Origin of the sequence: uncultured Brachybacterium sp. (assembly GCF_947500705.1) — a bacterium.
In the GTDB taxonomy this organism is placed as follows: domain Bacteria; phylum Actinomycetota; class Actinomycetes; order Actinomycetales; family Dermabacteraceae; genus Brachybacterium.
Genome location: NZ_CANMSY010000002.1, coordinates 559,358 through 573,052, shown reverse-complemented (window position 1 = coordinate 573,052; position 13,695 = coordinate 559,358). Strand labels below are relative to the sequence as shown.

The window sequence follows — 13,695 nt, the reverse complement described above, 5'->3', positions numbered from 1 at the left end:
CCTCACCCCTGCGGGGTGATCCTGCGGATCGCGTCGACGATCGCGCGGAACCTGCGCCGCTGCGCCTCCGAGGGAGCGCCGTCCCCGTCTCCGTCCTGGCCCAGCACCGCGGCCCAGATCGGCACCATCTCCTCGTGATACGAGTGGCCATGGCCGCCTCTGACCTTGATCGACAGCGGCATGTCCGCCGCGATCTGCCAGAAGGTGATCCAGGGGAACCAGCGCATCGCGGGGGTGACGTCGTGCCCCACCCGCTCCCGCAGCCAGGCCGGCTCCCGCCAGAGCAGGTTCAGATCCAGCCAGACCACCGGATCCGAGGGATGCTGGGCGTAGACCACCCGCGGATGCTCCCACGGGCTGTAGAGGCCGCCCCAGTAGTTGCGCACCAGGTCCCGGGGCCGTGTGATCACGCGGATGTGGCGTCCGCTGTCGATGATTGGAGCGACGGCGGGGGAGCCGGGGCGGGAGTGCTCGGTGAGCTGCTGCCAGAGGGGCGTGAAGCTCGGGGTCCCGGTCCAGACCGCGCCGTCGACCGTGGAGAGCATCTCCGGGACGTCTCGGAAGGCGGCTTGGCCGCCGTAGGAGCCCAGGGACTCCCCGGCCACGTAGAGCCGGGGACGGCGCTCCGCCGGAAGCTCGGACAGCCGGCGCCTCACCGCCGTCAGCAGCAGCCGCCCGGCCCGCTCGGGGGAGCGGCGGTCCGCCAGATAGGTCAGCGGGCTGGGGTAGAACGAGTACTGGATCGAGGCGGTCGCACAGTTCCCGGCGGTGAGGAACTCGATCGCCGAGAGCGACCACTCCTGCAGCCAGCCGGTGCCGGTCCCGGTGAACAGCACCAGCACCTCGCGGTCCCAGGCCTCGGTGCGGTCCAGCTCTGCGACCACGGCGGTGATGGTGTCCTCGAGCGAACGGGAGGGGGATTTCGCGGCGTAGACGCGGATCGGCTCGAGCGCCTCCTGTCCGACGGTCCGGCTGATCAGGTGGGTGTCCGCACCGCCGGAGACGATCTTGCGGCCGGGGGCACCGAGCGACTGCCAGCTCTCGAGCGACTCCGGGCCGCCTGAGCGCAGCGGCGAGGTGGGACGGGGGACGTCCGGGGCGATCAGCAGGTTCGCGGTCTCGGCACGCTCCAGCACGTTCTCGAGCACGCGGCCGCGGAGCAGGCGATCGGTGACCATCGCGACGGTCGCCGCGGTGAGCAGCAGGGAGAGCACGCGAACGATCCGCGGCGGCAGGTAGGGGCGCAGCATCGCGCGATACAGGTGCGTGGTCGCGATCACCGAGCGGACCAGCACCAGTGCCCCGACGGAGGCGCCGAGGCCCGCCGCGCTGCCCACCACGTGGGTCGCGAGGTTCTTCGGCTCCTGCTGCACCCGATGGCTGATCTCCCGCTGCCGCATCACCCCTCGCACCCAGGAGTAGGTCGTGATCCCCACCAGCGCGGCCGCTCCGACCCACCGGGCCCGGACGCGATGGTCGGGGGCGATCTGCATCTGCAGCCCGATCGCGGTGCCGATCCGACGCACCAGCTTCCTGGCCAGAACGCCGCTCGCGTAGCCGTAGACCTCGGACAGTCCGATGTTCACGGCCCACATCCACCAGGTGCGCGGCAGCAGGCTCGGGGAGGTGGAGATCCAGGCGGCGACCGAGGCGCCGAGGAAGCCACCGGTGTCCAACGGCGCGAGGACCGCGACCCGGCGGGCCCGCCGGCCCGTCCTCCGGGTGGCCGAGCGCAGCACCGCGCGAGCACCGGCGGCCAGTCTCGTCATGCCGAACAGTGATCGTGCGGAGCCGGAACGCATGCCCGCAGGCTATCGGACAGGCCCCTTGATCGGCATCCGGGATGGCGCCGGTCCGGCCAGCGGCGGCGCGGCCCGGGGAGCACCGCGGATCCGTAGTCTGAGGGCATGAAGATCCTGCTGCCCGACACCGTCCCGCTGAACCCCGCGCTGCCCGAGGGCTGGGAGGCGGTGACGATCGACGCCCGCGCCGAGATCCCGGCCGTACATCACGATGCGGACGTCCTGGTCGTCTGGGGCGCCTCCCGCCGCCATCTCGCCTCCGCGGCTGAGCAGCTGGGAGAGCTGAAGCTGGTGCAGTCGCTCTCGGCCGGGGTGGACGGGATCCTCGCCGCCGGTTTCGACGAGCAGGTGGTGATCGCCGCCGGAGCCGGGCTGCACTCCCTCACGGTCAGCGAGCACGCCCTCGCGCTGCTGCTGAGCCTGGTGCGGCGACTCCCGGAGAGCCGGGAGGCGCAGCAGCGCCACGAGTGGTCCTCGGAGCTCGGTGGCCTGCAGCCGCTGCACCCCGAGGGCCGGATCACCACCCTGATCGGTGCGCGGGTGCTGATCTGGGGCTTCGGCCAGATCGGGCAGACCCTCGCCCCCACCCTGCAGGCGCTCGGCGCCGAGGTGCGGGGCGCCGCCCGCACCGCCGGCACCCGGTCGGGCTTCGAGGTGATCGCCGAGGAGACCGTGCTCGCCGCGCTGCCCGAGGTGGACGTGCTGATCAACATCCTGCCCGCGACGGAGCAGACCGCCGGGATCGTGGGTCGCGAGGTGCTGGCCGCGCTGCCGGATCATGCGCTGCTGCTCAACGTCGGCCGCGGCGCCACCGTGGACCAGGTCGCCCTGCGTGAGGCGCTCGAGGCGGGCACCCTGGGCGGCGCCGCCGTGGACGTCACCGAGCCGGAGCCGCTGCCGGACGGGGATCCGCTGTGGGATGCCCCGCGGCTGCTGATCACCCCGCACGCGGCGGGTGGTCGCCCCGTGGGGGCCGATGCCCGGATCACCGAGAACCTCCGCGCGCTGGCCGCGGGGACGGAGATCCTGCACGCGACGGAGCGCTGAGCCCGCCGCGCGCAGGGCCGGAGGAGGGGCCCCACGGGAGGGGCTCACCTCCGGCGGCGACCGCGCTCCGTGTCGGTGGAGCCCGGCGTGTCGTCGCTCGACGGGATCGTCATCTCCCCGGTGTAGGTCGAGAGCTGCTCGGCGACCTCCTCCTGGACCTGCTGGCCGATCTGCGTGGAGACCTGCGCATCGACCCGGGCATCCACCCGGTCGGAGATCACCCCGGAGTAGCGTTCGACGAACTCCCGCTGACGAAGCCGCAGCTCGAGCCGTTCGATGACCTTGACCTCCTTGCCCAGGGAGCGCCAGAGCGAGATGCACATGCCGATCATCACGATCGAGAACGGGAGTGCGGAGAGCAGCGCGAGCGACTGCAGCGCCGTCATGCCGGAGGCCTCGGCATCACCGGACAGCGAGCTGACCCAGATCAGGGAGGCGGCGATGACGCCGGAGGCGGAGGCCCAGAAGATCCGGGTGATCCGTGGAGGGTTCGGGTCGCCCTTGTGGGCGATCATGTCCATCACGAAGGCACCGGAGTCGGCGCTGGTGATGAAGAAGATCGAGACCAGGATGATGGCGATGCCCGAGAGCAGCGCGCCGGCCGGCAGCTGGGCGAAGGTGTCGAACAGCGCGGTGTTCGCGTCGATCGACCCGTCCTCCCCGGTGAAGTCGATGCCCTCGATGACGGACTTGTACAGCGCGGTGCCGCCCATGATGGTGAACCAGAGGAACGTCAGCGCAGTCGGGACCAGCAGCACGCCGGTGACGAACTGGCGCACGGTGCGGCCCTTGGAGATGCGGGCGATGAACACGCCGACGAAGGGCGACCAGGAGATCCACCAGCCCCAGTAGAACGTGGTCCAGCCGTTGATCCAACTGGCGCCCTCCTCACCGCGGAACGGCAGGGTCTGGAAGGCGAGCTGGAGGAAGTTCTGCAGGTAGTAGCCGATGTTCGAGACCACGTCGCGCAGCAGGAACAGGGTCGGGCCGAGGATCAGCACAGCGATCAGGAGGATCGCCGCCAGGCCCATGTTCAGGTTGGACAGCAGCTTGATGCCCTTGTCGACGCCGCTGGCGGCCGAGAGCGTCGCCAGTGCCGTCACCGCGAGCACGATGATGACCTGGACCGTGGTGGAGTTCGGGAGAATGCCGAGATGGTCGAGGCCCGCCGCGATCTGGTTCACGCCGAAGCCGAGCGAGGTGGCGATGCCGAAGAGGGTGCCCACGAGGGCGATGATGTCGATGACGTCGCCGATCCAGGTATCGGTGCGCTTGCCGAGAATCGGTTCGAGCGCCCACCGGATGGAGACCGGGCGGCCCCTGCGGTGCACCGCGTAGGCGACGGCGAGGCCGACGATGACGTAGATGCCCCAGGCGTGCAGGCCCCAGTGCAGGAAGGTCTGGCCGAGCGCGCGCTCGGCCCGGTCCGGATCCGCCAGACCCGCGGCGTTCGGCGGTGCCCCGGCCTCGCTGTAGAAGGTCAGCGGTTCCGCCGCCCCCCAGAAGACCAAGCCGATGCCCATGCCGGCGGCGAAGAGCATCGCGAACCAGGAGAAGAGGCTGTACTCGGGCTCGTCGTCGTCCTTGCCGAGCTTGATATTGCCCATCCGGCTGGCCGCGACCACGATGCCGAAGCCCACGAAGGCCGTGACGATCAGGACGTAGTACCAGCCGATCGAGCTCACGACCGTCGAGTTCAGGGTCGAGATCGCTGAGTTGAAGACGTCCGGCAGCAGCAGCGCGAAGGCCACGGCGAGCAGGATGATGCCTCCGGCGGTGAAGAAGACCGGCTTCGAGAGGGAGTACCCGCCCACAGGGCGCGGCACGTCATCGGAGGGGGAGGAGGGCGGGGGAGAGTTCGGTGTCGTCGGAGTGGACACGGTGCCTCTTTCCGGAAGGGGACGGGGACAGGCCCGACCGCCGCACCGCACACCACGAGGGTGATCCAGGTCACGAAATCGACGAACCGGGCCTTTGAACCTTAACGCGGACATCGAGGGCGGGGCCCTGCAGGAGCCCTTCAGACGGCCTGCGGGTGCGCCGTCACACAGCACACCGGCCGGGGCGCGGGCCGGCGTCAGCCCTGCGACAGCAGCGCCGCGAGCTCCTCCACCGCGCGCGCAGAGATCTCCGCGACCAGGTCCAGCTCGAGATGGAACTGCTGACCGGCGGCCGGCCCGCACAGGTCCGAGACTGCGCGCAGCGCGATGAAGGGAACCCGGAGCACCGCGGCGGTGCGGGCGCTCGCCGTGGTCTCCATATCGGTGCTCACCGCTGTCGGGAACCGCGCACGCATCGGCTCGGCGATCTCGGCGGTGACGAAGGCGTCCCCGGAGAGCATCAGGCCGCGCCGCACCCCGCGGCCCTCGCCCGGTGGTGCCTGCGTGTCAGCCCGGCGCGCCGCCTGCTCGGCCAGATCCACCCAGGCCGCCTCGGCCTCGAAGCGCTCGGGGCCGCCGGGGACCTGCCCCGGGGCGTACCCGAAGGCGGTGGCATCGGCGATCGAGTAGGTGAAGGTCTCGCCCACCACCAGAGTGCCCACCTCGACGTCGGCTGCGAGCCCACCGCACGAGCCGGCGGCGACGATCAGGGCGGGAGCCGTGGTGAGGACGCCCCAGGTCGCGGCGGCTGCGGCAGCGGCGATCCCGATGCCGGTGGTGACCACCACGGTGTCGGTGCCCTGCAGGGAGCCGCGCACGGCGGCGACGCCCCCGTCGAAGGGGACCTCGAGCGGGGAGGCCTCCTCGAGCCGGCCGACCAGCGGTGACGCCTCCTCGGGCATCGCGGCGAGGACCAGCAGCGGGCCGACAAGGGGGCCGGACGGCGAGGACGGAGGCAGGGGCGAGCGAGGCATGGGGGAAGGCTACCGGGGCACGGCGGGACTCCGAGTCCCAGCTCGGTTCGTTAGGCTGAGCGCACACGCCAGCGAGTCGACCCACGAGGTCGCGAACAGGAGGCACTGATGGGACGCATCCGAGACGCCGTGGTGACGGGGGCACGGGCCGTGCGAAGGATCCCGATCCCCGCGACGCTGTCCCACCAGGCGCTCAGCGAGGCCCGCCGCCCCAATCCGCCCGGTCATGTGCTGAAGTCCCATGCGATCGAGCCCGAGATGATCGGCCGCACCCGCACCGTCTGGCTCGACGAGCACCGCGCCGGGAACGGTGTCATCGTCTACCTCCACGGCGGTGCCTACGTCTCGGGCCCGTTCGCGAGCGACTGGGCCTGGCTCTCCCGTCAGGCAGAGGCCAGGGGCTGCGCCGGGCTGATGATCGACTATCGCAACGCTCCCGACCACCAGCACCCGGTGGGCAGGGACGACGTGGAGTCCGCACTCGCCGTGCTCGCCGCCGACGGCCGCCTCGCGGGTCGTCCGTGGGTGCTGGCCGGCCAGCACTCCGGCGGCGGCCTCGCCGTCGTCATCGCCCGACGGCTGCGGGAGCGGCCCGAGATCCCCACCCCGGCCGCGCTGATCGCGATGTCCCCCTGGCTGGATCTCGAGCTGTCCAACGCCGGGATCTCCGAGACCGATCAGTCCGATCCGGTGCATGAGCGGCGCCTGCTGCGCGATGCGGCACGCCGCTATGCGGGGCGCACCTCGCTGGATGATCCGGATCTCTCCCCGATCAACGCCCGGCTCGACGGCCTGCCGCCCATCCACCTCAGCGTGGGGATGCGGGATCTGTTCCTGTCCGACGTGCGGGTGGCGAAGCTGCAGCTCCAGGAGACCGGCGCGGATCTGTCCTATCGCGAGGTCAGCGGCCGTCTGGGCCTGCAGCTGATCCCGCGCAAGGGTGAGGACATCGAGCGGCTCCACCGCGAGCAGGCGGAGCTGCTGGAACGGGTGCTGAGCTAGTTCTCGACGATGACCAGGGCTGCGCTCGGGGCGCAGGCGGTCCAGCGACGCCGCGGCATTGCCTGGATCATGCCGGCGATGAGCAGGCCGTGGCCCACGGCGTACGTGAGCATCACCAGCTCGGTGCTGTAGGCGATCGAGGCGCCCGGCAGGAACCAGTCCATCGCCAGCAGCGAGCTGGACGTCAGGAACAGGGTGCCGCCGGTCCAGGTCAGCCCGTTGCCCCCGGCGGAGAGAAAGGCCATCGTGGCCAGCGCCACCGCATAGGCCGCGACCGCGGGGAGCAGGGGACCGGCGCCGTCGGCGCAGGCCACGAACAGTCCGATCACGACCCCCGCATAGGGGATGGCCAGGGCGATGCGCATCGCATCGCGGCTGCGCGCCCAGATCGGGGCCAGTGCCGCCGAGTAGAAGACCAGCGCCCCCAGGAAGCCGAACACGGTGAGCAGCTGGACGGCGCCGGGCATCAGCTGGCCCAGCGTGTCACCGGCCCAGGCGCACAGCAGTCCGCCGAGCAGCAGGGTGGTGGTGCGCGAGCGCTGCGGGGCGGCGGTCAGGAGCGCCGCGATCAGGATCGGCGCGAACAGCGGCTGGGTCAGCCGCTGGGCCACGTCCGCCTCCATCATCACGGCGCCGAGGTGCACGATCACCGTCAGGGCGTAGAGCGCCCAGAGCAGGAGGTGAACGGAGCGGATCGGCGGCACCGCTCAAGAGTAGGAATCGTTTCCCGCCCGGACCAGGGCATGAACCGCTCGGCTCGGGCACGTTTGGATAACGTCGGGCCACGTTTCGGTCACGACGCCCGACAGCTGTATGAATTGCCGGATATCGCCCGACTTCTGTGAACTGGCCGTCACATCTGTTCAGGCGCGTTCACACCGAGGGCGTCGAGGCCTTCGACCAGCACCCGCTCGCAGAGCTGCGCGAGCGCGAGCCGACCGGCCCGGATCTCCTCGACGGACTCCTTGAGGATCGGGGAGGCCTCGTAGAAGGCGGTGAACGCCTGCGCGAGAGAGAACAGATAGGCGCACAGGCGGTGCGGCTCGAACTCGGCACCGACGGCGGTGAGCGTCGGCCCGAACTCCAGCAGCGCCAGCGCGAGCGCCCGTTCTGCGTCGTTCTCGACCCGCGGGGCGGCGGCTGCGGTGATGCCCTGGGCCTCGGCCTTGCGACTGATCGAGCGGATCCGCGCCACCGCGTACTGCAGGTACGGAGCGGTGTTGCCGGTCAGGGCCAGCATCCGGTCCAGGTCGAAGGTGTAGTCCGAGTCGTGTGCGGTGGAGAGGTCGGCGTACTTCACGCCGCCGATGCCGATGTCGTGGGCGATCTGCTCCCGCTCCGCCTCGGGCAGGTCCGGGCGCAGCTCCTCGATGACGGTGCGGGCGGTGTTCACGGCCTCCTCGAGCAGCGCCATCAGCCGCAGCGAGGACCCGGAGCGGGTGCGCAGGATCTTGCCGTCCTCACCGAGCACCGAGCCGATCTTCACGTGCTGCGCCTGGACGTCGCCCGGCAGCCAGCCGGCCTCGCCCGCGGCGCTGAAGACCATCTGGAAGTGCAGCTCCTGGGCGGCACCGACCACATAGGCGATGCGGTTCGCCCCGAGCGTGGTGGTGCGGTGGCGGATCGCGGCGAGGTCGGTCGTGGCGTAGCCGTAGCCGCCGTCGGACTTCCGGATGATCAGCGGCAGCGGCTGCTCGTCACGGCCCAGGAAGCCCTCGGGGAAGACGCACAGCGCGCCGTCGGAGATCCGCGCGATCCCCGCGGCCTCGAGGTCCTCGCAGACGGCCTCGAGCAGGTCGTTGTAGCTGGACTCCCCGGCGAGGTGCTCGTCGGTGAGGGTCACGTCGAGCATGTCGTAGATGCGGTGGAAGTACTGCTTGGACAGCTCCACCAGGTTCGTCCAGATGCGCAGGGACTCGGCGTCGCCGGACTGCAGGGTGGACACGCGCTTGCGGGCGCGGGACGCGAAGTCGCTGCCGTCCTCTGCAGCGCCCGCAGCCTCGGCGGCGTCGAACTTCGCGCGCGCCGCCTGGTAGAAGGCGTTCGGGTCCGACTTCAGCAGGTCGGCCTCGGCGCTGTCCTCGCCCACCTCGAGCAGGTGCTCGATGAGCATGCCGAAGGGCGTGCCCCAGTCGCCGATGTGGTTCTGGCGGATCACGGTGTGGCCGAGCTTCTCGAGCGTGCGCACGATCGAGTCGCCCACGACGGTGGTGCGCAGGTGCCCGACGTGCATCTCCTTGGCGACGTTCGGCGCCGAGTAGTCGACCACCACGGTGTCCGGGGACTCGGGGGAGGGGACGCCGAGGCGCGAGTCGGCGGAGAGGTCGGCGGCCTGCGCGGCGATCCAGTCGGTGCGCAGGCGGATGTTCAGGAAGCCGGGTCCGGCGATCTCGGGGGTCTCGGCGATATCGCTCAGATCCACCGCGGCGAGGATCTCGGCGGCGATGTCGCGGGGCTTCCTCGCCAGGCGCTTCGCGAGTCCCATCGCGGCATTGCACTGGAAGTCCGCGAACTGGGAGGGGCGGATGATCGGATCCGCGTCGGCGAACTCGGGCCCGAAGGCGGCGGCGAAGGCGGACTGGAAACGCTGGGTCAGCGCGATCTCGGGAGCAGGCATGGCTCCAGGGTAATCGGCGCAGCGAGCCGTTCCGGCGCGGCGGAGCGTGATGCTGGACAGACCTCGCGGCGGCGGGCGGCGGCCGCCCCCGGGGTCACCGAGGGGGACAGCCCCATGGCCACCGCCCGGGCGGGTCCCTAGGCTGGGCCCATGCGCTCCGTACTGACCCTGATCCTCAACCTCATCTGGCTGCTGACCGCTGGCTGGGCCCTGTTCCTCGGCTACCTGCTCGCCGGCGTCCTCGCCTGCCTCGTCATCGTCACGATCCCCTTCGGGATCGCCTCCTTCCGCATCGCCGGCTTCGTGCTCTGGCCCTTCGGCCGCGAGGTGGTGGACACCGGCGGCGGCGGTGCGATGAGCACCCTCGGCAACGTGATCTGGTTCGTGATCGCGGGCTGGTGGCTGGCCCTCGGCCACGTGGGCACCGCGCTCGCCCAGGCCGTCACCCTCATCGGCATCCCGCTGGCCTGGGCGAACCTCAAGCTGATCCCGGTGACCTGCTTCCCCTTCGGCAAGGAGGTCATGGACTCGAGCACGGCCCGCGCCCGGATGCTCCCGACGGCCCGTTGAGCCCCGCTCGATGAATCCTGTGGACCCTGTGGACCAGGACGAGTACCGCCGGCTCAGCGACCTGCTCGCGGTGGGGCTCGCGGTGGTCACCGCCCGGCAGGGCTCCTACGACCTCGCCGTGACCGTGGATTCCTATCTCGATGTCTCCTATGACCCGCCCACCATGCTGATCGCGCTGTACGGCATGTCGCGGGCGGCGGAGACGGTCGAGGAGGCCGGTCATTTCTGCCTCCACCTGCTCGCCGAGGACCAGCACGAGCTCGCCGACCGTTTCGGCACGCCGGCCGCCCCGCTGCAGGGGATGCTCAGCGGCCTCGAGGTCACCCGCACGGGTGACGGGGACGCGATCCTGCCCGGCGTGCTCGCCCACTTCGCGATCCGCGTCGAGCAGGGCGTCGACGCCGCCACCCACCGTCTGCTGATCGGTCCGGTGGTGGAGATGGGGGAGGGGCGGCTCGAGGCCGGCCCCGCAGTGCGCTTCGCGGCGGACCGGGCCGATCTGCGCTGACTATCCTTACGGCATGGACCTGCGCCCCGCCGCCACCGGCCTCCGATCGTGAACCCGCTGCTGAGGCTCGCGCTGCGCCTCGTCGCCCTCGGCCGTGTCGATGTGCGGGAGGACTACGAGCGGGTCCGGCATCTGCAGCGGCAGCTGGCAGCACTGCCTGCCGCGCGGTACCGCACCCCCACCTGGGACACCTTCTCCGACAGCGGGACCGGCAGGCGCGTGCCGGTGCGGGTGTTCACCCCGCGCGTGCAGCGTCGCGAGGAGCTGCTGCTGTTCTTCCACGGCGGCGGCTGGGTCACCGGCGACATCGAGAGCTACACCCCCGCCTGCGCCACCATGGCCGACCTCACCGGCTGCCGGGTGGCGTCGGTCGACTACCGGCTGGCTCCCGAGCATCCCTTCCCGGCGGCGCTCGAGGACTGCTACGGCACCACGCGCTGGCTGCTCGAAGATCCCCGCCGGGCCGGGCTCGAGGGCCCGGACCAGATCGTGCTGATGGGCGACTCCGCCGGCGGGAACCTCGCCGCGGCCGTCTCCCTGCTGCTGCGCGAGCGAGGGCATCGCCCGCCCTCCCGCCAGATCCTGCTGTACCCGGTCACGCACTGGGACCACGACCCGGAGACCTCGCCCTTCGCCTCCGTGCGCCATCACGGCGAGGACTACCGGCTGACCAACACCGAGATCCAGGACTACTTCGAGCTGTATGCCCCTGACCCCGAGCTGCGGAAGAATCGCCTGGTCTCCCCGCTGATGGCCACCGATCTCTCCGGGCAGCCGGACACCCTCATGATCACCGCCGAGCTGGACCTGCTGTGCGACGAGGGCGAGGCCTACGCGCGAGCGCTCGAGGAGGCCGGCAACCGGGTGCGCCTCCACCGGGTCGAGCGGGCGCTGCACGGCTTCATCACCCTCCCGCGCTTCGCCCGGCCGCTGCGCGAGGCCTACGAGGTGATCGACGACTTCCTGGCCCAGGACCCGCTCGGGCAGGCGAGCCCATGAGCAGGCAGGTGCGCCGACGGCACTGGGTCCGCCTGGACAACGCCTCGAACATCTTCCCCGCCACCCGCAGGGATGCGGACCCCAAGGTGTTCCGGATGAGCGCCGAGCTGGACCACGAGGTCGATCCGGGCCTGCTGCAGGAGGCCCTCGACGAGACCTACGCACGCTTCCCGCTCTACCACGCGGTGCTGCGTCGAGGGGTGTTCTGGTACTACCTCCAGGACAGCGAACTGCATCCGGTGGTGGAGGAGGAGACCCTCCCCAGCTGCGCCGCGATCTACCAGCCGGACCGGCGCACCCTGCTGTTCCGGGTGGTCCATCACCATCGGCGCGTCAGCCTCGAGATCTTCCATGCGCTCTCCGACGGCACCGGGGCGCTGTGGTTCCTCACCGACCTGCTCGCCGGGTACGCCCGTCGGCGATTCCCCGAGGAGGCCCCGCCCCGTTCGGCGGCGCAGGCCGAAGCACGACCGGGGGCGGCGGAGCGGCCGGACCCGCCGCTCGCGGCCGTCGGCACGCATCCTGGAGCGCAGGCTGCCGAGGAGGTCCATGAGCTGACCACCGACTCCTTCGCGCACTACTTCCGGCGGCGGCGCCGCACACCCGAGGTCCAACAGGATGCCCACCAGGAGGAGTTCAGCCGTGAGGCCGCCCCCGCGGTGCTCACGGTCCAGGAGGCCGACGAACCGCCGACGGAGGGCGCTCCCCTCGAGGCCTCCGCTCCCCGCGCCCCGCGCCCGGCCCGGCACCGGATCCATCACGTGCACGGCACCCGCACCCCCGATCACCGCACCCGCATCATCGAGCTGATGATGCCGGCGCGGCCTGTGCTGGGCCTCGCGAAGGCCGAGGGGGTGGCGCTGACGATGTACCTCACCGCGCTGTTCTTCGAGGCGATCCGCCGCAGCGACTCCGCGGCGCACGGTGCGCGTTCGTCGCATGAGGGGCCGACGATGGCGGCGTCGGTGCCGGTGAACCTGCGCCAGTTCTTCCCCTCGACCTCCGCCCGGAACTTCTTCGCGACCATCCGGGTCGAGCACACCTACGGACACGGCGACGATTCGACCGGGGCGGTGGCCCGCGGGCTCCAGGAGCGCTTCTCCGCGGAGGCCACCCCGGAGGCGCTCGAGCAGAAGCTGCAGAAGCTGATCAGGGTGGAGCGCATGCCGCTGGCCCGGATCGTGCCGCGGCCGGTCAAGGACCGGCTGCTGAGCGTGATCAACTACGCGAACAACCGCCGGCTGACGGTCGCGATCTCCAACCTGGGCCGGGTCACGCTGCCCGAGCCGGCCGAGTCCCATGTGGGACGGATGCTGTTCCACGTCTCCGCCGTGCGTCCGCAGTTCTGCGCGATCTCGCACGACGGCCTGCTGACCCTCAGCTTCACCGCACCCTTCGTGCAGACTGATCACGTGCGGGAGTACGCCGCGCTACTCACGGAGGCAGGGATCGAGGTCACGGTCTCCGCCGCCCGGGTCTCCGAGGACGAGCTGCTGGAGTTCGGGACATGAGACGCTGCCCGGCGTGCACGGTCCAGGTCGAGGGCGACTGGATCCGCTGCCCGCTGTGCGGGACCTCGCTGGTGGGTGAGCCCGTGCCCGGACCCTACCCGGCGGTGCCGCTGCGCTTCTCGCGGCGCCGGGTGCTGCGGGTGCTGGCCCTCACCTCGCTGGGTGTGATCGTGCTGTCCTTCGTCGCCCAGCTGCTGTTCGGGCCCGACGACGACGGCATCGGGGCGCTGCGCAGCGTGTGGCTCGGGATCGCGACCACCTGGCTGGTGGTGGTGATGGCGGTGAGCAAGCGCCGCAACCTCGCCAAGTTCATCGTCTACCTGGTGGTGGCGGCGGGCGGCGTCTGCGTCTACTGGGACTACCTCTCCGGCTGGGACGGCTGGTCCCTGACCTTCGTGGTGCCGATCATCTGCGCCGCCTCGATTGTCGGGCTGCTGATCACGGCCCGCGTGATCCGGATGGAGCTGGGCGATTACGTGGTCTACAGTGGGCTGACGGTGCTGCTGGGCCTCACCCCGATCGTTTTCATGGCCCTGGGCTGGGTGGACACCGTGATCCCCTCCGCGATCTGCGGCGGTCTCAGCCTGGTCGTGGTGGTGCTGCTGCTGACGGTGCGCGGCGGGGCCGTGCGCCATGAGCTCGCCACCCGCCTGCATCTGTGAGACGCGCTGAGACGCACTGCGCACCGGCTCCACGGCGCGCCGACGGGGACAGCACCCCTCCCCTCCCTAGGATGCAAGACGCACACCCGCGCACGGAGCGCAGTCACGGACGGCCCCAGGGCG

The 13,695-nt window shown here is 71.1% G+C and carries 12 protein-coding genes; 7 read left to right on the top strand and 5 right to left on the bottom strand.

Annotated elements, in window-relative coordinates; genetic code table 11:
- Positions 1-2: 2 nt before the first annotated feature.
- A complete protein-coding gene (locus Q0937_RS05700) occupies positions 3-1,802 on the bottom strand; it encodes an alpha/beta-hydrolase family protein (RefSeq protein WP_299300659.1) in 1,800 nt (599 codons plus the stop codon).
- 105 nt (positions 1,803-1,907) lie between these two features.
- On the opposite strand from Q0937_RS05700, the gene Q0937_RS05695 reads away from it, so the two are divergent.
- Positions 1,908-2,849 carry a phosphoglycerate dehydrogenase gene (locus tag Q0937_RS05695; protein WP_299300656.1) on the top strand — a complete coding sequence of 314 codons (942 nt, stop codon included), beginning with the start codon at positions 1,908-1,910 and terminating at the stop codon, positions 2,847-2,849.
- 44 nt (positions 2,850-2,893) lie between these two features.
- On the opposite strand, the gene Q0937_RS05690 is transcribed toward Q0937_RS05695, so the two are convergent.
- Positions 2,894-4,729: a BCCT family transporter gene (locus Q0937_RS05690; protein WP_299300653.1), complete on the bottom strand. Its 1,836-nt coding sequence runs from the start codon at positions 4,727-4,729 to the stop codon at positions 2,894-2,896.
- A 197-nt stretch (positions 4,730-4,926) separates the two neighbouring features.
- Positions 4,927-5,703 carry a 5'-methylthioadenosine/S-adenosylhomocysteine nucleosidase gene (gene mtnN / locus Q0937_RS05685; protein ID WP_299300650.1) on the bottom strand — a complete coding sequence of 259 codons (777 nt, stop codon included), beginning with the start codon at positions 5,701-5,703 and terminating at the stop codon, positions 4,927-4,929.
- Between the two features lie 108 nt (positions 5,704-5,811).
- On the opposite strand from mtnN, the gene Q0937_RS05680 reads away from it, so the two are divergent.
- On the top strand, positions 5,812-6,705 hold the full coding sequence (locus tag Q0937_RS05680) for an alpha/beta hydrolase fold domain-containing protein (protein ID WP_299300647.1): 894 nt from the start codon (positions 5,812-5,814) through the stop codon (positions 6,703-6,705).
- On the opposite strand, the gene Q0937_RS05675 is transcribed toward Q0937_RS05680, so the two are convergent.
- Both Q0937_RS05675 and argS read right to left on the bottom strand, forming a co-directional pair.
- Positions 6,702-7,409: a lysoplasmalogenase family protein gene (locus Q0937_RS05675; RefSeq protein ID WP_299300644.1), complete on the bottom strand. Its 708-nt coding sequence runs from the start codon at positions 7,407-7,409 to the stop codon at positions 6,702-6,704. The genes Q0937_RS05680 and Q0937_RS05675 overlap by 4 nt on opposite strands.
- A 149-nt stretch (positions 7,410-7,558) precedes the next feature.
- A complete protein-coding gene (argS, locus tag Q0937_RS05670) occupies positions 7,559-9,322 on the bottom strand; it encodes an arginine--tRNA ligase (RefSeq protein WP_299300641.1) in 1,764 nt (587 codons plus the stop codon).
- Between the two features lie 150 nt (positions 9,323-9,472).
- On the opposite strand from argS, the gene Q0937_RS05665 reads away from it, so the two are divergent.
- From Q0937_RS05665 to Q0937_RS05645, 5 genes are read left to right on the top strand one after another with little or no spacing between them, the layout of a single operon-like run.
- Positions 9,473-9,892: a YccF domain-containing protein gene (locus Q0937_RS05665; RefSeq protein WP_299300638.1), complete on the top strand. Its 420-nt coding sequence runs from the start codon at positions 9,473-9,475 to the stop codon at positions 9,890-9,892.
- 10 nt (positions 9,893-9,902) lie between these two features.
- Positions 9,903-10,400, top strand: a complete 498-nt coding sequence (locus Q0937_RS05660; RefSeq protein ID WP_299300636.1) for a flavin reductase family protein — start codon at positions 9,903-9,905, stop codon at positions 10,398-10,400.
- A 48-nt stretch (positions 10,401-10,448) separates the two neighbouring features.
- Positions 10,449-11,399 carry an alpha/beta hydrolase gene (locus tag Q0937_RS05655; protein WP_299300633.1) on the top strand — a complete coding sequence of 317 codons (951 nt, stop codon included), beginning with the start codon at positions 10,449-10,451 and terminating at the stop codon, positions 11,397-11,399.
- Positions 11,396-12,910 (top strand): alcohol acetyltransferase, encoded by a 1,515-nt coding sequence (locus Q0937_RS05650; RefSeq protein WP_299300630.1) that lies wholly within the window; start codon positions 11,396-11,398, stop codon positions 12,908-12,910. The genes Q0937_RS05655 and Q0937_RS05650 overlap by 4 nt, the downstream gene beginning before the upstream one ends.
- Entirely contained in the window at positions 12,907-13,572 is a 666-nt protein-coding gene (locus Q0937_RS05645; RefSeq protein ID WP_299300627.1) for a DUF6320 domain-containing protein, read from the top strand. The genes Q0937_RS05650 and Q0937_RS05645 overlap by 4 nt, the downstream gene beginning before the upstream one ends.
- Positions 13,573-13,695 lie beyond the last annotated feature (123 nt).

Excerpts from the sequence above, each read along its gene's own strand:
- Q0937_RS05700 (WP_299300659.1), bottom strand. The coding sequence starts at position 1,802 with ATGCGTTCCGGCTCCGCACGATCACTGTTCGGCATGACGAGACTGGCC.
- Q0937_RS05695 (WP_299300656.1), top strand. The coding sequence starts at position 1,908 with ATGAAGATCCTGCTGCCCGACACCGTCCCGCTGAACCCCGCGCTGCCC.
- mtnN (WP_299300650.1), bottom strand. The coding sequence starts at position 5,703 with ATGCCTCGCTCGCCCCTGCCTCCGTCCTCGCCGTCCGGCCCCCTTGTC.
- Q0937_RS05680 (WP_299300647.1), top strand. The coding sequence starts at position 5,812 with ATGGGACGCATCCGAGACGCCGTGGTGACGGGGGCACGGGCCGTGCGA.
- argS (WP_299300641.1), bottom strand. The coding sequence starts at position 9,322 with ATGCCTGCTCCCGAGATCGCGCTGACCCAGCGTTTCCAGTCCGCCTTC.
- Q0937_RS05665 (WP_299300638.1), top strand. The coding sequence starts at position 9,473 with ATGCGCTCCGTACTGACCCTGATCCTCAACCTCATCTGGCTGCTGACC.
- Q0937_RS05660 (WP_299300636.1), top strand. The coding sequence starts at position 9,903 with ATGAATCCTGTGGACCCTGTGGACCAGGACGAGTACCGCCGGCTCAGC.
- Q0937_RS05650 (WP_299300630.1), top strand. The coding sequence starts at position 11,396 with ATGAGCAGGCAGGTGCGCCGACGGCACTGGGTCCGCCTGGACAACGCC.
- Q0937_RS05645 (WP_299300627.1), top strand. The coding sequence starts at position 12,907 with ATGAGACGCTGCCCGGCGTGCACGGTCCAGGTCGAGGGCGACTGGATC.